At 66.9% G+C, this 19,070-nt stretch carries 16 protein-coding genes; 11 read left to right on the top strand and 5 right to left on the bottom strand.

Features of this window, described 5'->3' with window-relative positions:
• The first annotated feature begins 36 nt into the window (after positions 1-36).
• Positions 37-1,227 (top strand): pyridoxal phosphate-dependent aminotransferase, encoded by a 1,191-nt coding sequence (locus AE618_RS02920; RefSeq protein WP_054207559.1) that lies wholly within the window; start codon positions 37-39, stop codon positions 1,225-1,227.
• Between the two features lie 115 nt (positions 1,228-1,342).
• Positions 1,343-2,407 carry an AbrB family transcriptional regulator gene (locus AE618_RS02915; RefSeq protein WP_156330068.1) on the top strand — a complete coding sequence of 355 codons (1,065 nt, stop codon included), beginning with the start codon at positions 1,343-1,345 and terminating at the stop codon, positions 2,405-2,407.
• A gap of 21 nt (positions 2,408-2,428) precedes the next feature.
• Here the strand turns inward: AE618_RS02915 and AE618_RS02910 are convergent, their stop codons facing one another.
• The 3 genes from AE618_RS02910 to AE618_RS02900 form a co-directional block, all read right to left on the bottom strand.
• Positions 2,429-4,018 (bottom strand): ABC transporter substrate-binding protein, encoded by a 1,590-nt coding sequence (locus AE618_RS02910; protein ID WP_054207557.1) that lies wholly within the window; start codon positions 4,016-4,018, stop codon positions 2,429-2,431.
• 95 nt (positions 4,019-4,113) lie between these two features.
• Positions 4,114-5,055, bottom strand: coding sequence for an SMP-30/gluconolactonase/LRE family protein (locus AE618_RS02905; protein ID WP_054207556.1), 942 nt, complete (start codon positions 5,053-5,055; stop codon positions 4,114-4,116).
• 45 nt (positions 5,056-5,100) lie between these two features.
• Positions 5,101-6,006, bottom strand: a complete 906-nt coding sequence (locus AE618_RS02900) for a LysR family transcriptional regulator (RefSeq protein WP_054207555.1) — start codon at positions 6,004-6,006, stop codon at positions 5,101-5,103.
• Positions 6,007-6,231: 225 nt separating this feature from the next.
• Here AE618_RS02900 and AE618_RS02895 point away from each other — a divergent pair, with 225 nt between their 5' ends.
• The 9 genes from AE618_RS02895 to AE618_RS02855 all read left to right on the top strand — a co-directional run bounded on the left by AE618_RS02895 (position 6,232) and on the right by AE618_RS02855 (position 16,333).
• Positions 6,232-7,668: an FAD-linked oxidase C-terminal domain-containing protein gene (locus tag AE618_RS02895; protein WP_054207554.1), complete on the top strand. Its 1,437-nt coding sequence runs from the start codon at positions 6,232-6,234 to the stop codon at positions 7,666-7,668.
• Positions 7,669-7,839: 171 nt separating this feature from the next.
• Entirely contained in the window at positions 7,840-8,127 is a 288-nt protein-coding gene (locus AE618_RS02890; protein WP_054207666.1) for a GIY-YIG nuclease family protein, read from the top strand.
• A gap of 169 nt (positions 8,128-8,296) precedes the next feature.
• Complete coding sequence (locus AE618_RS02885) at positions 8,297-9,484, top strand: FAD-binding protein (RefSeq protein ID WP_054207553.1); 1,188 nt, start codon at positions 8,297-8,299, stop codon at positions 9,482-9,484.
• Positions 9,485-9,590: 106 nt separating this feature from the next.
• A complete protein-coding gene (gene glcF / locus AE618_RS02880; protein WP_054207552.1) occupies positions 9,591-10,967 on the top strand; it encodes a glycolate oxidase subunit GlcF in 1,377 nt (458 codons plus the stop codon).
• Positions 10,968-11,166: 199 nt separating this feature from the next.
• Positions 11,167-12,777 carry a histidine--tRNA ligase gene (hisS, locus tag AE618_RS02875; protein WP_054207551.1) on the top strand — a complete coding sequence of 537 codons (1,611 nt, stop codon included), beginning with the start codon at positions 11,167-11,169 and terminating at the stop codon, positions 12,775-12,777.
• A gap of 113 nt (positions 12,778-12,890) precedes the next feature.
• Positions 12,891-13,178: a GIY-YIG nuclease family protein gene (locus tag AE618_RS02870; RefSeq protein WP_054207665.1), complete on the top strand. Its 288-nt coding sequence runs from the start codon at positions 12,891-12,893 to the stop codon at positions 13,176-13,178.
• 228 nt (positions 13,179-13,406) lie between these two features.
• Complete coding sequence (locus AE618_RS02865) at positions 13,407-14,519, top strand: ATP phosphoribosyltransferase regulatory subunit (RefSeq protein ID WP_054207664.1); 1,113 nt, start codon at positions 13,407-13,409, stop codon at positions 14,517-14,519.
• The gene (gene hisG, locus AE618_RS02860) at positions 14,516-15,505 is read left to right on the top strand and encodes an ATP phosphoribosyltransferase (protein WP_054207550.1); all 990 of its coding nucleotides are present in this window, start codon (positions 14,516-14,518) and stop codon (positions 15,503-15,505) included. Before AE618_RS02865 ends, hisG begins: the two co-directional genes overlap by 4 nt.
• A gap of 393 nt (positions 15,506-15,898) precedes the next feature.
• On the top strand, positions 15,899-16,333 hold the full coding sequence (locus AE618_RS02855; protein ID WP_248310724.1) for an META domain-containing protein: 435 nt from the start codon (positions 15,899-15,901) through the stop codon (positions 16,331-16,333).
• 38 nt (positions 16,334-16,371) lie between these two features.
• Here AE618_RS02855 and AE618_RS02850 read toward each other — a convergent pair whose 3' ends face one another.
• Together AE618_RS02850 and AE618_RS02845 are read right to left on the bottom strand one after the other, a co-directional pair.
• Positions 16,372-16,647 carry a hypothetical protein gene (locus AE618_RS02850; protein ID WP_054207548.1) on the bottom strand — a complete coding sequence of 92 codons (276 nt, stop codon included), beginning with the start codon at positions 16,645-16,647 and terminating at the stop codon, positions 16,372-16,374.
• Positions 16,648-16,664: 17 nt separating this feature from the next.
• Positions 16,665-18,749 carry an ABC transporter ATP-binding protein/permease gene (locus tag AE618_RS02845; protein WP_054207547.1) on the bottom strand — a complete coding sequence of 695 codons (2,085 nt, stop codon included), beginning with the start codon at positions 18,747-18,749 and terminating at the stop codon, positions 16,665-16,667.
• Positions 18,750-19,070 lie beyond the last annotated feature (321 nt).

The raw sequence follows: 19,070 nt of genomic DNA, 5'->3' as shown, positions 1-19,070 counted from the left end.
TAAAGGTGGCGGACCACAGCCGCGAGTTCCAAACCCATGTCCACCGTCACGCTTGCGGGCGAAAGCCTGTTGTCCGGGCTGCGCCCCGAAGCCCGCAACGCGCCCGAGAGCGGCATCGTCGAGGTCGTCAATCACGGCCGGCTGAAGGAAGGGCTGATCCCGCTCTGGGTCGGCGAGGGCGATCTGCCCACGCCCGATTTCATCGCACGCGCCGCCAATGCATCGCTGACCGCCGGCGAGACCTTCTACACCTGGCAGCGCGGCATTCCCGATCTCCGCGAGGCCCTGGCGCGCTATCACACCACGCTTTACGGCCAGCCCTTCGCGATGGACCGCTTCTTCATCACCGGCTCGGGCATGCAGGCGGTCCAGATCGTCGTGCGGATGATCACCGGCCCGGGGGACGAGGTCGTGATCCCGACGCCCGCCTGGCCCAACGTCGCCGCCGCGATCGGGATTGGCGGCGCCATTCCGGTGAATGTCCCGATGGACTATGTCCAGGGCCGCTTCTCGCTCGATCTCGACCGGCTGGCCGCGGCGATCACGCCCAAGACCCGCGCCATCGCGATCAACTCGCCCGCCAACCCGACCGGCTGGACCGCGACGAAGGACGAACTCGCCGCGATCCTGGCGCTGGCGCGCAAGCACGGCGTCTGGATCATCGCCGACGAGATCTATGCCCGCTTCGTCTATGACGGCTCGGCCCGCGCCGCATCGTTCCACGACATCATGGATGAAAACGATCGCGTCCTCTTCGTCCAGACCTTCTCGAAGAACTGGGCCATGACCGGCTGGCGCATCGGCTGGATCGAGGCGCCGCCGGCCTTCGGCCAGGTCATCGAGAACCTGATCCAGTATTCGACCTCGGGCTCGCCGGTCTTCGTCCAGCGTGCGGCGATCGCGGCGCTCGAGGAGGGCGAACCTTTCGTCGCCGAACAGATCGCCCGCGCGAAGGAAGGGCGCAGGATCATCGCCGAGGGCCTGAAGGCGACCAACCGCGTTACGCTGTCCCCGCCGGACGGGGCCTTCTACCAGTTCTTCTCGGTCGATGGCCGCGAGGATTCGCGCGCGCTCGCCATCGAACTCGTCGACACCGCCAATGTCGGCCTCGCGCCGGGCACGGCCTTCGGGCCGGGCGGCGAGACGGGCCTGCGGCTCTGTTTCGCCCGCAAATCCTCCGATCTCGTCGAGGTCGTGGCGCGGCTGCAGCGGGCGCTCTCCGGCTGAGGCGCCTCTGGCGCAGGCCTGTCTTGCGCGCGGGCGACGCGGCGGAAATTGACCCGGTCGGATCGTACCGTCATGAACGCGCGTGCTGCGTCGCGGCACGCGCGGCAGGGACGCCATGGTACGCTTCGGTTATCCTTCGACACGGCTTGCGGTCTGGTGGCGCGAGGCGGTCGTCATCGGCATCGCAGCCGTCGGCGGCGCGCTGTTTTCCCTCATCGGCGCGCCGGCCGCATGGCTTTCCGGCTCGATGATCCTGAGCGCCGTCGTGGCCTTCATTCGGCCGCTGCCGGTCCTGCGCCGCTCCTGGTTCGATTCGACGGTGCTGCTCTCGGGCACGATCATCGGTTCGGCCGCGACGCCCGAGGCGCTGGCAGCTGCGGCCCGCTATCCGGGCTCGCTCCTGGTTCTTCTGGCGGGCATGGCGGCGATCATGGCCTCGACGGGCGCCTATCTGCGCTATGTGGCGCGCTGGTCCTGGGTCGATGCGCTGCTGGCCGCCACGCCCGGTGCGCTGGCGACGATCCTCGCGGTCGCCCAGGCCAAGGGTGCCAATGTCGGGCGCATTTCCGTCGTCCAGCTCTTCCGGCTGCTCGTGCTCGTCGCATTCCTGCCGAGCGCCATGCAAATGACCGGCCTCCATCCCGATCTGCCGGTGTCAGCCTCCGTGATTGTCGGCGCCGGGACGATGCTGGTGCTGCTGCTGAGCGGCTTTGCCGTCGGGCTGGTGTTCGAGCGCATGGGCGTCGCGGCGCCGATGATGTTCGGCGCCACCTTCGCCAGCGCGGTCCTGCATGGCACCGGCCTGATCCAGGGCACCTTGCCGCCCCAGGTCCAGATCGCCGTGCTGATCATGCTGGGCGCGACGATGGGCGGCCGTATCGCGCATATCCCGCGCAACGAGTTGCTTAGCCTGTTCCCGCTGGCGGCAGGCGGCCTCGTCGTTTCGCTGGCTGTGGCCTTCGCCTTCGCCTGGCCGGCGGCGCGGCTGGCGGGCGTGTCCTATGCGAGTGCGATGACGGCCTTCGCGCCCGGCGGGCTGGAGGCGATGGCGATGCTGGCCTTCGCGATGGGGCTCGACACGCTTTATGTCGGCTCCCACCACCTGATGCGCTTCCTGGTGATCGGCTTCGCCATGCCCTTCGTCATCGATCGCGTGAAAGCCGATCTGCCGGGGCGCTGATCGCCCCGGCGATGGTTTGGATCAATCGACCCCGACCGTCGTGAGGTCCTGGAACCAGTGCTGCGCCAGCACGAACTTCGTCACCTTCGGCGAAAGCGCATGCGGGTTGGTGTCGTGCACCACCCAGCCCAGCACCGCATCGTCGACGATCAGGCTGTGCGCCTTGGCGAGCAATTCGTCCTGCTTGGCGACGTCGAAGCTCTTGGCGGCCTCGTCGAGCAGGGCGTCCACCGCCGGGCTCGACCATGCCCCCCAGTTCACGCCGACCGGGGCGACCTGGTTGGAGTGGAAGAAGCGGATGATGGCGTAGAGCGGGTCCGAGGTGACATAGGCGATGTTGTTCGAGGTGACGTCGGCATTCATCTCGTCCTTCGCGCCCTTGCGCCAGCGCGTGTAGAGCACCTCGAGCTCGACGACCTTGAACTCGATCTCGATGCCGACATCCTTCAGATTCTGCTGGATGAACTCGTTCATCGGCAGCGACTGCATCTGGCCCGAGCCGCCCTGGGCGATAACGAAGGTCGTCTTGAGCGGCTTCTGCTTGGAATAGCCGGCCTCGGCCAGGAGCTTCTTCGCGGCTTCCGGATCGTATTTGATCTGGAAGGAGGGCTTGCCGAACCACGGGCTGGTCGGATCGACCTGGCCCGAGGCCGGGCGCGCCAGCCCGTTCAGAAGCGCGACGATGCCCTCGCGGTCGATGGCGAGGTTGAGCGCCTTGCGCAGGCGCACATCCTGCCAGGGCGAGCCCGGAGCAACCGAGAGATGGTAGTTCCAGACATGGGGCGTCACGTTCTCAACGATTCGCATCTTGGCTGATTTGAGCTGCGGCACCGTGTCGGGCGCCGGGGTCTCGATCATGTCGACCTGGCCGGTGATCAGCGCATTGGTGCGCGCCAGCACCTCCGGCATCGGCAGCAGGATCAGGCGATCGACCTTGGCGAGGCGCTTCTTGTCCCAGTAATCGGCGTTTCTGACCAGTTCGGCCCGCTCGCGCGGCACGAATTTGTCGAGCTTGAACGGGCCGGTGCCCGACGGCGTCATCGCGAACTTGTCCCAGTCCTTGCCGACCTTCTCGTATTGCGCCGGCGAGGAGACCAGGAACCAGAGCATCTGGTAGGGGAAGAAGGAATCGACGGCCTTGGTGGTGATCTCGACCGTCTTGGCATCGATGACGCGATAGCTCGCCACCGAGGGCAGGCGCGGCTTGACCTGAGCGGCCTGGCGGCGGTCGTAATGGGCGGCCTTCTCGTCGAGCACCTTGTCGAGGTTCCAGACCACGGCGGCGGCATCGAGCGCCGAGCCGTCATGGAATTTGACGCCGTCGCGCAGCGTGAACAGCCACTTCTTTGGGTCGGCCGGATCGACCTTCCATTCCGTGGCGAGCCCGGGAACAAGCTTCCCCGGCCTGTCGGCGATATCCATCTCCCAGGCGACGAGCGGATCGTAGATCGTGTAGCCGGTGAACTTGTAGGCGCCGGCGCCGCGATCGGGCTGGCCGGAGGTCAGCGGAATGTCCGCCAGCGAGATGCCGTAGCGCACCACCGATTCCGCCTGCGCCGCCGTGGCGAGGGAAAAGGCGAGTGCGGCCGAAATAGCCAGACGTTTGAACATGCATGCAGCTCCACGGGAGAAGGTGCATGCAGTTGAGCAAGGGCTATGCCACGGGCAGCTGCGCTCGCAATGACGATCGCGCGAGCCTTAGTCGCTCAGCTATGTCCGGGCCACACGGCCCCGTTGGTGTTCGTCATCACCGCATAGAGCGAGCTCGTGCCGCAGATGAAGAGCCGGTTCAGCTTGGGCCCGCCCCAGCAGACATTGGCGACGACCTCGGGGATCGCGATGGTGCCGATCAGCGTGCCGTCCGGGTGGTAGATGTGGACGCCGTCGGCGGCGCTGGTCCAGACCCGGCCTTCGACATCGAGACGGAAGCCGTCGAACAGCCCCGCCGTGCATGTCGCGAAGACGGTCGAGCGACCAAGCCCACTGCCATCGGGACTGACCTCGCAGGCCCGGATATGGCGCGGCCCGTTGGCAGGATCGTGGCTGGCGCCTGTGTCGGCGATGTAGAGGATGCGCTCGTCGGGCGAGAAGGCCAGCCCGTTGGGCTTGACGAAATCGTCGGCGACGATGGTCAGCGCGCCGCTCTGCCCATCGATGCGGTAGACATGGCAGGCGCCGATCTCGCTCTGCGCCTTGTTGCCCTCATAATCGCTGAGGATGCCGTAATCGGGATCGGTGAACCAGATCGAGCCATCGGATTTCACCACGAGATCATTGGGCGAATTCAGCCTTTTGCCCTGCCAGTGGCTCGCGAGCACGGTGATGCGCCCATCATGCTCGGTCCGCGTCACCTGCCGCCCGCCATGCTCGCAGGTGACGAGGCGCCCCTGCGGATCGACCGTGTTGCCGTTGGAATTCCGCGCCGGCTGGCGGAAGACGCCGACCTGGCCGGTCAGCGCATCGAAGCGCAGCATCCGGTCGTTGGGGATGTCGGACCAGACCAGCGTGTTGTGCGCGGGAAACCAGGCCGGCCCCTCGGCCCAGCGCGACCCGCTCCAGAGCCGCTCGACCCGGGCGGAACCCGGAATGACGCGGTGGAAGCGCGGGTCCAGCACAGTCGAGCCTGTGCCTTCGAGGATGCCGAACATTGATCCTGTCTCCGCCTGGGGGCTGCCGATGGGCGCGCCCTATCTTTACAGCTCCAGTCCGGCATCCCAATAGGGCGTCTGCCCGTAGAGCTCGCCGAGATAGTCGACGAAGGCGCGCACCTTCTGCTCCATGTGCCGGCGGCTGGGATAGATTGCGTGTACGGCGACGCGGTTGCCGACCGAATAGGCCGGCAGGACCCGCTGCAGCGCTCCCGACTTCAGCTCCGGCCCGACATCCCAGGTCGAGCGCAGTGCGATGCCGAGCCCCGCCAGCAGCGCCTCGCGCACCACTTCGCTGGAGTTCGTCCGCAATGGGCCGTTGACCCGGACGCTCACCGGCCCCTCCGGCCCGTCGAGCCGCCAATGGTCGGCATTGTGGGCGATCAGGGTGTGCCGCGACAGCTCCTCGATGTTCGACGGCACGCCGGCCGCCGCGAGATAGCCCGGCGTCGCGCACAGCACGCGGTGATTGGGCGCCAGCCTTTTGGCCACGAGGCTCGAATCGCGCAGGTCGGCAATCCGGATTGCGAGGTCGAAGCCCTCGCCGACGATGTCCAGGAAGGCGTCGCTGAGCACGAGTTCGACGCTGACCAGCGGATGCGCATCGAGGAAGGGCTTGAGATGCGGCGCGATGTGCAGCCGGCCGAAGGAGGTCGGGGCCGAGACGCGCAGCGTTCCGCGGGCCTGGCCGGCGCCGCTGGCGACCCAGGCTTCCGCATCCTCGATCGAGGACAGGATCGAGACCACGCGCTCGTAGAAGCCCTGTCCGGCCTCGGTCAGCGAGAGCTGCCGCGTCGTGCGCTGCAGCAGCCTGACGCCCAGCCGCTCCTCGAGCCGGCGGATGCGCTTCGAGATCACAGCCGGCGAGAGGTTGAGCTGCCGCCCCGCCGCCGACATGCTCCTGGCGGTGACGACATGGGCGAAGACGTCGAGATCCCCGAAGCGGTCCATCGCTCACCTTTTCCAGTTTGGAAACAATCATGGACGTAGGTCGCACTGCACGCCAGTTGGAATTGGTCTAGTGTCATCGCTTCGTCACGCGAGCCCTCATCCTGAGGAGCCGCGAAGCGGCGTCCCGAAAAATGCTCCAGAGCGCTCTGGATCATCCTTCGGGACGCAAGCTTTGTTTGCTCCTCAGGATGAGGGTTGAGGCGGGCCACGCCGGAGGAAACCGCCATGTCTGCGATCGCCTTTCCCATCCCTGACCAGGGCATCCTCGCCCGCCGCGATGAGATCGTCGCCGGGCTCGCGCGCCTGGTGCCTCCCGAGGCGCTGATCACCTCCGCCGACGAGCGCAGGCCTTACGAGACCGACGCGCTGACCGCCTATCGCCGCCTGCCGATGGCGGTGGTGCTGCCCTCGACCACGCAGGAGGTGGCCGCCGTCCTGAAATTCTGCGGCGAGCAGGGCGTGCCGGTTGTGCCGCGCGGCGCCGGCACCTCGCTCGCCGGCGGCGCGATTCCACAGGAGGACGCCGTCGTCATCGGCGTCTCCAAGATGAACCGCATTCTGGAGATCGATTACGCCAACCGTGTCGCCCGCGTGCAGGCCGGCGTCACCAACCTCGCCGTCACCGGAGAGGTCATGGCCGAAGGCTTCTTCTACGCGCCCGATCCCTCCTCGCAGCTCGCCTGCTCGATCGGCGGCAATATCGGCATGAACTCCGGCGGGGCCCACTGCCTGAAATACGGCGTCACCACCAACAACGTGCTCGGCGTCACGCTGGTCATGCTGGACGGCTCGATCGTCGAGATCGGCGGCGCCCATCTCGATGCGCCCGGCCTCGATATCCTCGGCTTGATCGTCGGCTCGGAAGGCCAGCTCGGCATCGTCACGGAAGCCACCGTGCGTATCCTGCGCGCGGCGGAAGGCGCGCGCCCGGTCCTGTTCGGATTTCCCACCAGCGAGCAGGCCGGCGAGGCGGTCGCGGCCATCATCGGCGCCGGCATCATCCCCGTGGCGATGGAGTTCATGGACAAGCCCGCCATCGAGATCTGCGAGGCCTTCGCCCATGCCGGCTATCCGATGGATGTCGAGGCGCTGCTGATCATCGAGGTCGAGGGCTCGGACACCGAGATGGACGCCCAGCTCGCCCGCATCGTCACCATCGCCAGGGAGCACGGCGTCAAGACGGTCAAGGAAAGCAAATCCGCGATGGAAGCCGCCGCGATCTGGAAGGGCCGCAAATCCGCCTTCGGCGCCACCGGCCGCATCGCCGACTATATCTGCATGGACGGCACGATCCCGACCGGGCAGTTGCCTTATGTGCTCAGGCGCATGGACGAGATCGTCAAGGGCTATGGGCTGCGCGTCGCCAACGTCTTCCACGCCGGCGACGGCAATCTTCACCCGCTGATCCTCTACAACTGCAACGATCCGGTCGAGGCGCAGAAGGCCGAGGATGCCGGCATGGACATCCTCAAGCTCTGCGTCGAGGTGGGCGGCTGCCTGACCGGCGAGCACGGCGTCGGCATCGAGAAGCGCGACCTGATGACCTTCCAGTTCAACCCGGAGGATCTCGCCCAGCAGATGCGGGTGAGGGCGGTGTTCGATCAGAGCTGGCTGCTCAACCCCGCGAAGGTGTTCCCGCTGGAAGGACGGGTGGCGGCGTGAAGAACGTCTCCGTCATTCCGGGGCTTGGCGCAGCCAAGAGCCCGGAACCCAGACCCGATGCGGATCGTAGCTTGCCTGAACGGCACGGTTCGTTCTCTCTTGAAGCGGCATCGGTTCTGAGTTCCGGGTTCGCTGCTTTGCAGCGCCCCGGAATGACGGAGGAGGGTGGTCTTGCCGTTTCACGTCTATTTGCTGGCAAGCAGGCAGCATGGAACGCTCTATCTCGGCGTGACGCGCGATCTTGCGCGGCGGGTGAACGAACACAAAAGCAAGGTTCTGCCGGGCTTCTCGCGCAAATACGGTGTCGATCGACTGGTCTGGTACGAGGAGTATCCGACCGCGCAAGAAGCGATCGATCGCGAGAAGGAAATGAAGAAGTGGCGGCGGGATTGGAAAATCAGATTGATCGAGGAGAACAATCCGCTGTGGGGCGATCTCTACCCTTTGCTGTCGCGGTGAACCTCACCCGTCATTCCGGGGCTTCGCGCAGCGAAGAGGCCGGAACCCAGAACCGATGCGCTGGGTCGTCGGCAGGGCCGGTTCCGTCTGCTTTACGCACAATGGGCATCGGTTCTGGGTTCCGGGCTCGCCGCGTTGCGGCGCCCCGGAATGACGGTGGAGCGCATCTATGACCCTCCACGTCCCCACCACCGAGGCGCAGGCCTGCGCCATCGTCAGATCCGTGATCGACAGCGCCACGCCGCTCTCGATCATCGGCGGCAACACGCGCAGCGGCCTCGGCCGCCCGACGCAGACGCACAGCACGCTGTCGAGCGCCGGCCTGACTGGAATCACGCTCTATGAGCCCGCAGAGATGGTGATCGGCGCGCGCGCCGGCACACCGCTCGCCGAGGTCCAGAAGACGCTGGCCGATCGCGGCCAGATGCTGCCCTTCGAGCCGATGGACCATCGCGCGCTGCTCGGGAGCGAGGGCGAGCCGACCATCGGCGCTGTCGCCGCCGGCAACATCTCCGGCCCGCGCCGGATCAATGCCGGCGCGGCCCGCGACTCGCTGATCGGCGTCCGCTTGGTCAATGGCCGCGGCGAGGCGATCAAATCGGGCGGGCGCGTGATGAAGAACGTCACCGGGCTCGATCTGGTGAAGCTCGTCGCCGGCAGCTATGGCACACTCGGCTTCCTCACCGAAGTGACCTTCCGCGTGCTGCCGATGCCGGAGCGCATCGTCACGCTGGTCTGGCGCGGCCTCTCGGACGGGGCTGGGGTGGCGCTGCGGGCCAAGGGGCTGGGCTCGCCCTTCGAGCCGATGGCGGCGGCGCATCTGCCGGCGCGGATCGAGGCCGAGGAATCGCTGACGCTCTTGCGGCTGGAGAACTTCTCGGATTCCATCGATTACCGTACCGGCGAGCTCGCGCTGTTGCTGGGCGATTATGGCGAGCCCGAACGGCTGGAGGGCGAGGCCGCCGCTGCGCTCTGGCGCAAGATCCGCGATGCCGCCGTCTTCGCCCGCACGAGCGAGGCGGTGTGGCGCCTCTCACTGAAGCCCTATGATGCTCCGCAGGCGGTGGCGGCGATCAAGCAGGCGCTGCCGGCGATGCGCTGCTTCTACGACTGGGGCGGCGGGCTCGTCTGGCTCGGCCTCCCTGCCAAGGCAGATGCCGGCGCCGCCGTGATCCGCGCCGCCGTTCAGCCGTTCGGCGGCCATGCGACCCTGGTGCGTGCGCCAGCCGCGATCCGCGCCACGGTGCCGGTGTTCGAGCCGCTGGCGGAGCCGCTGATGCGGGTCAGCGCCGGCATCAAGACGAGTTTCGATCCGGCGGGGATTTTCGAGCCCGGCCGGATGTATGCGGGTGTGTGACGTGAGTCGTCATTCACAGGCGAAGCGAAGCGCAGACCCGAGAATCTCTCGGGACGAGATGCTCGGGTCAAGCCCGAGCATGACGGGCAGGCGAAACGGATAGGCCATGCAAACCAATTTCACACCCGCCCATCTCGCCTCCGACCCGCGCCTGCCCGCCTCGGAGAAGATCCTGCGGACCTGCGTGCATTGCGGCTTTTGCACCGCCACCTGCCCGACCTATCTCCTGCTCGGCGACGAGCTCGATTCCCCGCGCGGGCGCATCTACCTGATCAAGGACATGCTGGAGAACGGCAAGCCGGCGACGCAGGAGGTGGTCAAGCATGTCGACCGCTGCCTCTCCTGCCTCTCCTGCATGTCGACCTGCCCGTCGGGCGTGAACTACATGCACCTCGTCGATCATGCCCGCGCCCATATCGAGGAGACCTATGAGCGCTCCTGGCATGACCGGCTGCTGCGGCGCGTGCTCGGCGCGATCCTGCCCTATCCCGGCCGCTTCCGAACCGCCATGCTCGGCGCCGTGCTGGCCAAGCCGCTGGGGCCGGTGCTCGGCGCCCTGCCGTTGATCGGCGCGCGGCTGAAGGCGATGCTGGCGCTGGCGCCCTCCAAATTGCCCTCGCGCTCGACCATGGAGGGGCCGCAGACATTCGCCCCCGTCGCCACCCCGCGCGGAAAGCGCGTCGCGATCCTCTCCGGCTGCGCGCAGCCGGTGCTCGACCCCGCCATCAACGAGGCGACGATCCGGCTTCTGACCCGCCATGGCGTCGAGGTCGTGCTGCCGAAGGGGGAGGGCTGCTGCGGCGCGCTCGTCCACCATATGGGCCGCGAGCACGACGCCCACGCCTTCGCCCGGGCCAATATCGACGCCTGGACGGCCGAGATCGAAGGCAAGGGGCTCGACGCGATCCTGATCACGACCTCGGGCTGCGGCACCACGATCAAGGATTACGGCTTCATGTTCCGCAACGAGCCGGCCTATGCCGCCAGGGCGGAGCGGGTGTCGGCGCTGGCGAAGGACGTCACGGAGTTCGTCGCGACGCTCGACCTCGTGCCGGTTCGGGATGTGACCATGCCGATCGCCTACCACTCCGCCTGCTCGATGCAGCATGGCCAGCAGCTCAAGGATGGCCCCAAGCGCCTGCTCTCGGGCGTCGGCTTCGCGGTGAAGGAGGCGCCGGAGGGCCACATCTGCTGCGGCTCGGCCGGCGTCTACAACATCCTCCAGCCCGAGATCGCGGGGCAGTTGCGCGAGCGCAAGGTCGGCAACATCCAGAAGACCAAGCCGATGCTGGTCGCGACCGGCAATATCGGCTGCATGACCCAGCTCGCCAAGGGCTTCGCCGACAAGGGCGCCACCACCCCGGTCGTCCACACCGCCGAGCTGCTGGACTGGGCGACCGGCGGCCCCTTGCCGGAGAAGCTGGCGCGGGCAGGCATCGCGGATCGCCCGCTGCGCGAGGCGGCGCTGGTGGCGGCGGAGTAGTCACGCACGTCATGCTCGGGCTTGACCCGAGCATCTCGGGCCGAGAGAGGCTCCCGCGCTTTCCCGTCTGGAGATTCTCGGGTCTGCGCTGCGCTACGCCCGAGAATGACGCACGACTGGCTTGCCCGCCCTATCCGTAAGGGATAACCCGCGCCCATACGTTTCGTATTGCGACGACCCAACTCGAGTTCAGACGCCCATGTCCGCCGACAAGCCCGCCCCCTCCAAGCTGAAGGCCCGCCAGCCGCGCGGCTTCGTCGATCGTGGCCCGGCCGATGTCGCCGCCACCGAGCGCATGCTGGCGGTGATCCGCGAGAGCTTCTCGCGCTATGGCTTCGATCCCGTGGAGACGCCGCTCATTGAGTTCTCCGACGCGCTCGGCAAGTTCCTGCCCGATCAGGACCGCCCCAACGAGGGCGTCTTCTCCTTCCAGGACGATGACGAGCAGTGGCTCTCGCTGCGCTACGATTTGACCGCGCCGCTCGCCCGCTATGTCGCGGAGAATTATGACGCGCTGCCAAAGCCCTATCGCAGCTATCGCGCCGGCTATGTCTTCCGCAACGAGAAGCCGGGCCCGGGCCGCTTTCGCCAGTTCATGCAGTTCGACGCCGACATCGTCGGCGCGGGCTCGGTCGCTGCCGATGCCGAGATCTGCATGCTCGCCGCCGACACGATGGAGGCGCTCGGCATCAAGCGCGGCGACTATGTCGTCAAGGTGAACAACCGCAAGGTGCTCGACGGCGTGATGGAGGCGATCGGTCTCGGCGGCGAGGAGAATGCCGGGCGGCGGCTGACGGTGCTGCGCGCGATCGACAAGCTCGACAAGTTTGGGCCGGAAGGCGTGCGGCTCCTGCTCGGCGAGGGCCGCAAGGACGAGAGCGGAGATTTCACCAAAGGTGCAGGGCTGAGCGCGGCTGACCAGACCCGCATGATGAATGCGACTGTTGATTTCGAGCATGTATCCGATGCGTCGGATCACGTCGGGCGCGACTTGGCAGATATGGTCCGCGATACCAGCGGGACCAAATTCATCGACAATCTGCGGATTGCGCGGTCACTTCTAGAGCGGTCAGCGAGCGAGACTGGGCGGCAGGGCGCGGAAGAATTGCTCCAGCTTGCGGATCTCTGCGAAGCGGCCGGTTACGGTAGCAACCGCATCCGCATCGACCCGTCCGTCGTTCGCGGCCTCGAATACTACACTGGCCCGGTCTACGAGGTCGAACTGACCTTCGAAGTCCCGAACGATCAAGGGCAGGTCGTGCGCTTCGGCTCGGTCGCGGGTGGTGGGCGTTATGACGGGCTGGTCGGCCGCTTCCGGCCCGAGCCTGTGCCGGCGACCGGCTTCTCGATCGGCGTGTCCCGGCTCTATTCGGCTCTAAAGGCGGTGAAGTCGCCCATCGTCGATGCCAGGAACGAACTCCCGCTCGTCGTCGTCACTGCGATGGACAACAAGTCGCCGGAGTTCATGCCGGGCTATCAGGCGATGGTGTCCGCGCTGCGCCAGGCCAAGGACGACAACGGCAAGCCGCTCTGCCGCGCCGATCTCTATCTGGGTTCGTCCGGCTTCAACGCCCAGATGAAATATGCCGACCGCCGCGGCGCGATCTGCGCCATCATCCAGGGCTCGTCGGAGCGCGAGGCCGGCACGGTCGTGATCAAGGACCTGATCCTGGGCGCCGAACTCGCGGCCGCCAGCCGCGACGTGAAGGATTCCGCCGAGCACAAGGCCAAGCAGGCGGAGGCGCAGTTTTCCGTGCCGGTCGAGGGGCTGGTCGCGGGTGTGAAGACGGTGCTCGCGCGGCACGGGTAACGACACGCGTCATGCTCGGGCTTGACCCGAGCATCTCTTGCCGGAGATTCTCGGGTCTGCGCTTCGCTTCGCCCGAGAATGACGTGAACCTTGAACCGTCCTTCGTCTACATCATGACCAACAAGCCGAGGGGCACGCTTTACCTTGGAGTGACGGCCGATCTCGTTCGGCGCGTGGGCGAGCACAAGCAAATCGCTGGGCGCTCGTTCACGGCACACTACAATCTGGACAAGCTGGTCTGGTTCGAGCAGTTCGATCACATCGATCTCGCGATCCAGCGCGAGACGAGCCTGAAGCGCTGGCTGCGTGCCTGGAAGATCGACCTTGTCGAGAAGGCGAATCCAGATTGGCGCGACCTGTTCCAGGACATCTATCCGATGTCATTCTCGGACGAAGCATAGCGGAGATCCGAGAATCTCGGGCAGGAGGAGGTGAGAGCGCCTCTGTCGGCATGAGATGCTCGGGTCAAGCCCGAGCATGACGTCGCCTCCCGCGCCTCCATCGTCCCGTCATGCTCGGGTCAGGCCCGAGCATGACGGCAGGAGATTCCCGTTCACCCATTTCCCTCAAATGCCTCGAAAATCCCGTCCGCCGCTGCTAGGACAGCGCCCGTAACAGGATTGACCGCCGTGCCCGCGACCGCAGCCAGCATCGAGACCGTGATCGCGCTGTTCGCGCGCGAGGGTTATGCCCGCGCCGAGCCCGCAATCCTGCAGCCGGCGGATGTCTTCCTCGACCTGTCCGGCGAGGATATCCGCCGGCGCATCTTCATGACGCAGGATTCCGAGGGCCGCGACTGGTGCCTGCGGCCGGAATACACCATCCCCGTCGCGCTCGATCACATCGCCTCCGGCTCCAGCGAGCCCGCAGCCTATGCCTATGCCGGCCCCGTCTTCCGCATGCGCTCGGGCGAGCCCGGCGAATTCGCGCAGGCCGGCATCGAATCCTTCGGCCGCGACGACTTCGCCGCGACCGATGCCGAGATCATGGCGCTGACGGTCGAGGCCACCGCCGCGCTCGGCCTCGCCCAGCCGAAGATCCTGATGGGCGACGTCGCCTTGCTCGGTGCGCTGCTGGACGGTCTGTCGGTTCCGGCCGGCGCCCGCCGCCGCCTGATGCGCGCCGTCGTTCAGGGCAAGGGCGCGCAGGCCGTCGATGCGCTCGATCCGCCGACGCCCGAGGGCGAGACCGCCCATGCCGGCCTGCTCAAGGCGCTGGAGGGACAGGACCCCAAGGCGGCCAAGGCCTTCGTCGAGGACGTGCTGTCGATCGCCGGCATCTCCACCGTCGGCGGCCGCAGCGCGGGCGACATCGCCGAGCGCTTCCTGGCCCGCGCCGCCGAGCGCGAGAACCCGGTCAATGGCGACGTCAAGGCGCTGCTGGCGCAGGTGCTGGCGATCACGGGCGATCCCGATACGGCGTCTGCCGCACTGCGCGCGCTCGCCGACCAGGCCTCGCTCGATCTCGGCCGTGAGCTCGACGCCTTCGACGAGCGGACCGGCTTCCTCGCCGTGCGCGGCGTCGATGTGAGCGCGATCGGCTTCCAGGCCGCCTTCGCCCGCAATCTCGACTACTACACCGGCTTCATCTTCGAGCTTCACGACGCCGCGCGCAGCGACGGCAAGCCGGTTGCGGGCGGCGGCCGCTACGACCAGGTGCTCGGGCGGCTGGGCGCGGCCGCGCCGATTCCGGCGGTGGGCGCGTCGATCTGGCTCGAGCGGCTGACGGGAGACGCAGCATGAGTGACGCCCCTGTCGTGAACGATGCTCCGCTGGTTCTCGCCGTGCCCTCCAAGGGCCGGCTGCAGGAGAACGCCACTGCCTTCTTCGGCCGCGCCGGGCTGAAATTCGTCAAGTCGCGCGGCGAGCGCGACTATCGCGGCACCATCGCCGGTGTCGAGGGGGCCGAGGTCGCCTTTCTCTCGGCCTCCGAGATCGTCTCGCAACTGGCCTCGGGCGCCGCCCATCTCGGCATCACCGGCGAGGATCTGGTGCGCGAGCAGGTCGCCGATGCCGATGCGGCCGTCGAGATGCTGACCCCGCTCGGCTTCGGCCACGCCAATGTCGTCGTCGCCGTGCCGCAGGCCTGGATCGACGTGCGGACCATGGCCGACCTCGACGATGTCGCCTCGACGATGCGCAGCCGTCACGGCCGCAAGCTCCGCGTCGCCACCAAATACGTCAACCTGACGCGCCGCTATTTCGCCAGCCACGGGCTGGCCGATTACCGCATCGTCGAGAGCCTGGGCGCCACCGAGGGCGCGCCGGCCGCCGGCACAGCCGAGATCGTCGTCGACATCACCACGACGGGCGCGACCCTGTCGGCCAACGCGCTCAAGATCCTCGACGACGGCGTGATGCTGGCCTCCGAAGCGAACCTCGTCGCCTCCGTGCGCGCGCCCTGGGGCGAGCGGGCGAAGACCGCCGCCAAGGCGATCCTGTCGCGGATCGCGGCGGAGGAGGAGGCGCGCTCGGTCAGGGAAATCCGGGCGCGGCTCGATGGCGCCTCGGATACGCTGGGCGATCTCGCCGCACTTTTTGGTGCGAGGCTGCCCCTGGGAGCGAGTGCGGCAGGCGGTGTCGTGACGATCCACTGCCCGGAGAAAGCGGTGTTTGCGCTGGTCGACCATCTGGCGAAGGCGGGGGGCGACGACATCACCGTCAGCGCACCGGCCTATGTCTTCCGCAAGGCCAACCCGCTGATCGAGCGGCTTCAGGCGCGTATCTGACGAGACGCCGGCCCACGGCTGGCTGGCGTCCCGCATCCGCAGGAAGAACGAGGCCGCCGCTGGGGGCAGCGGCCTCGCCTGTCGCGGACAGCCCCGGGGGGATGGGGCCGGCCACTGGACCTCGTGTTTCCGACGTATTTGGTGACTACGGCTCTGGCCACGATCCGGATGCAGCCGCTGGCTGAAAATGTCCTGTGCAAGCATCCGGCCGACGGCCTGAAATCATCCACGGCGTCGCTTGCCGGTTGATTGCGGGACGATACGCCGCTACGCGCTTTCACAGGGGCGGGCCGATAGGCTAGGGTCCTGCATGTGACTTCAGGACGACCGGGTAAGACGACAATGATTCGACGCCTAGGCTATGCTGCCTTGCTCACCATCCTGGCTGCGCCCATGCTGATGCCGACCGGCGCGTTGGCGCAGCGCCGCCAGCCGATGCCATCGCGCGAGGAACTGGGCACGCCGCAATCGGCGCCGGTCCAGCAGCAGCAGGAAAAAAACTTCCCGCTCGGCGCGTCCTGGACCGCCGTTTCGCTCAACGGCAAGCCGATCTCCGACCGGCGCGCGACGCTCATGGTGGACCAGAACCTGCGCGGCACCGGCTTTGCCGGCTGCAACACCTTTTCTGCGGCGGCCTACCCGTTGCGGCAGCAATCCTTCGCCGTCGGCCCGCTGGCCCTGACCAAGCGCAGCTGCGACAAGGGCCTGTCGGATTTCGAGCGGAGCTATCTGACGGCGCTGCGCGCCACCCAGAAATGGGATCTCGTCAATGGCAAGCTCGTGCTCAAGGGCGGTGCCGGCGAACTGCAATTCGACCGCGCGCTCTGAGAACTTCGTAGCAGGCTGCTGCCTTTCAGCGCTTCTTGTCAGAGGACGTAGCTGATCCAGGGCGACTGCGCGTCGTTTCGGCCGAAGCTCGTGTTGGGCTTCTCCCGTCGAAATATCTCCGGCAAAGATTCGTCGCGGACCACGATGTGATTCAGCCCGACCAGGCAGAAGCTTCTGGAGAATTCGTCGGCGTCGCCGTGATCGTCCTGGCCGCAATCGACCTGAATTTCCCCGTCATCAAAAAAGACGACATGGCAGACGGGCCTCGTATTCTCGAAGATGTGGTTGCAGACGAAGCATCTTCGCTCGGCCACGGTTTTGCTCCCGAGCGTTACGCCTTCGCCGCCATGCGCGGCGTGAAGGTGCCGTCGTCATTGGCCTCCATCGTCACCACGGCATCGTGCATCTCGCGCAACGTCGAGCGATGGCCGATCGAGACGATGCGCGCCTGCGGCAGCTCGCGGTCGAGCGTCGCATAGATCTCGCCTTCCAGTTTCTCGTCGAGCGAGGCCGTCGCTTCGTCGAGGAACAGCCAGTCGGGCTTGGCGAGGAGCGCGCGCGCCACCGCCAGCCGCTGCTGCTCGCCACCCGAGAGGCGCTGGCCCCAGAGATCGATTTCGTCGAGCCGGTCGCGCAGATGGCCGAGCTTGACCTTGTCCATCGCCTCACGGATCGCGTCGTCGCTGTAGACGACAGCCTCGGCCGGATAAGCCAGCGCCGCCCGAAGCGTGCCTTGCGGCAGATAGGGCCGCTGCGGCAGCAGCATGATGTCGGCGTCGGCGGGAATGCCGACCCTGCCCTCGCCGAAGGGCCAGATGCCGGCGATCGCGCGAAACAGCGTCGATTTGCCCGAGCCCGAGGGGCCGACCACGAGCGTGCGCCGCGCGGCGCCGAGATCCAGGGCGTCGGCCCGCACGATCGGTGAACCGTTGGGCAGCGTCAGCGTCACCGCTGCGAGATGCACATCCCGGCCATCGGCTGGAGCGCGATGGATGGTCTTGTCGTCGATCGTGGCGGCCCGCGCCTGGGCAATCGCGGTCTCGAAGGTGGTGAGGCGGTTGATCGCCGCGACGTATTGGGCGATCGCCTGATAGCTGCTGATGAAGAAGGACATCGCCGTCTGCACGCGGTCGAAGGCGGAGGCGACCTGGGTCATGATCCCGAGCGTGATCTTGTTGGCGAAGTAATGCGGCGCCAGCAGGATGTAGGGCACGACGACGTTGGCCTGCCCGAAGGAGTAGGTGAAGGTGCTCAGCTTCAGCCTCGCCCAGACCAGCCGGTAGAAGTTGGCGACGATATCGCCGAAGCGCTCGCTCAGATGCCGCTGCTCTGCGCCTTCGCCACGCATCAGCGCGATCTGTTCGGAATATTCGCGCAGGCGAGCGAGCGAAAAGCGGAAATTCGCTTCGCGCCGCTCCTGCTCGAACTCCAGTGAAATCAGCGGCTTGCCGATCATATGCGCGATCCAGGTCGCGGCGATCGAATAAAACAGCGCCATCCAGAAGATGAAGCCGGGGATGCTGATCTCCGTGCCCGGCACCATGCTCGCCACCGGGATCGACCAGAGGATGATCGAGAACGAGACCAGCGTCGACACCTGCGTCAGCAGCGGAAGCGCGAAATTATAGGTGTTGTTGACGAAGGCCCGGGTGTCCTCTGCGATTCGCTGGTCGGGGTTGTCGGCGGTGCCGGCGAGCGCGACGCGGTAATGCGTGCCCTGGCGCAGCCAGGCCGCACTGAATTTTTCAGCCATCCAGCGGCGCCAGCGGATCAGAAGCGTATAGTTGGCGAAGAGCTCGATCAGATTGGACACAACCGAGATGCCGGCCCAGACGCTGAAGACGAAGATCAACTGGTACCAGAAGCTCGCCGCGTCCTTCTCCTGGATCGCATTGTAGAAATCGCGGTTGAAGAAGGACAGGCGCAGCGAGATGCCGACCTGGAGCTGGTTCAGGACGACGAGGAAAACCAGCAGCAGGACGCCCATGCGCCCGGTGCCGATGCTGAAGGGCTTGGCCGGCCACAGCGTCGCGGTGGTGCGCTCGGGGGCCTCGAAATAGGGCGAGGCCAGTCGCGCGATGCGCTGGATCGCCGGCACGAACGAAATCCCGTAGACGACGAGGCCGAAGACGGCGATCGTGATCGGGAGGCTCGGCGGCGGCGCGAGAGCCTGCAGGCTCGCCGGCCAGAAGCCGGTCTGGGCGAGAACGGCGGCCGCTCCCGTCAGCACATACTCGACCGCGAAGATGACCGAGAAGATCTTCAGGAAGGTCGCGATCGTCTGCGCGCGGAAGGTCGCCGCCGCCAGCAGCAGCCCGACCACGCCCAGGCCGATCGTCCCGGCCGCGCCGGTCTGTTGGCCGACCACGAGCGCTACGACGGCAAGCGCTGCTACGGCGAAACTCAACGGGCGCATCGGCTATTCCTGATCTCAGCTGAATCGCGGGGAGAACCGCGAGCGCGACCATGTCGTAGCCGATGCGGCCGTTCAATGGCGCAGCGTCAAGATGAGCAAATTGTCATCCCCTGGATAGCAAAGGCGCGGTCTTGGACAAGGGCGACGGCTTCAGAATTCGCCATGCTGCGATGGCAGGCTCGAGCCCTCCCCCCGCTTGCGGTGGGGAGGGTTGGGTGGGGGGGCAGTGCCGCTCGGCGCTTCGTCGGCGAAAGGGGCGAGCCCTGGTTTTCCGGCCCCCCCCCCCCTCCTGTGTCCCCCCTGCACGGGCGGGGGGGGCGC

The sequence above is a fragment of the Allobosea vaviloviae genome (assembly GCF_001298265.1).
Lineage (GTDB): Bacteria > Pseudomonadota > Alphaproteobacteria > Rhizobiales > Beijerinckiaceae > Allobosea > Allobosea vaviloviae_B.
Note: the sequence above shows the minus strand (reverse complement) of the source record. Positions and strands in the feature narration are given on the sequence as shown.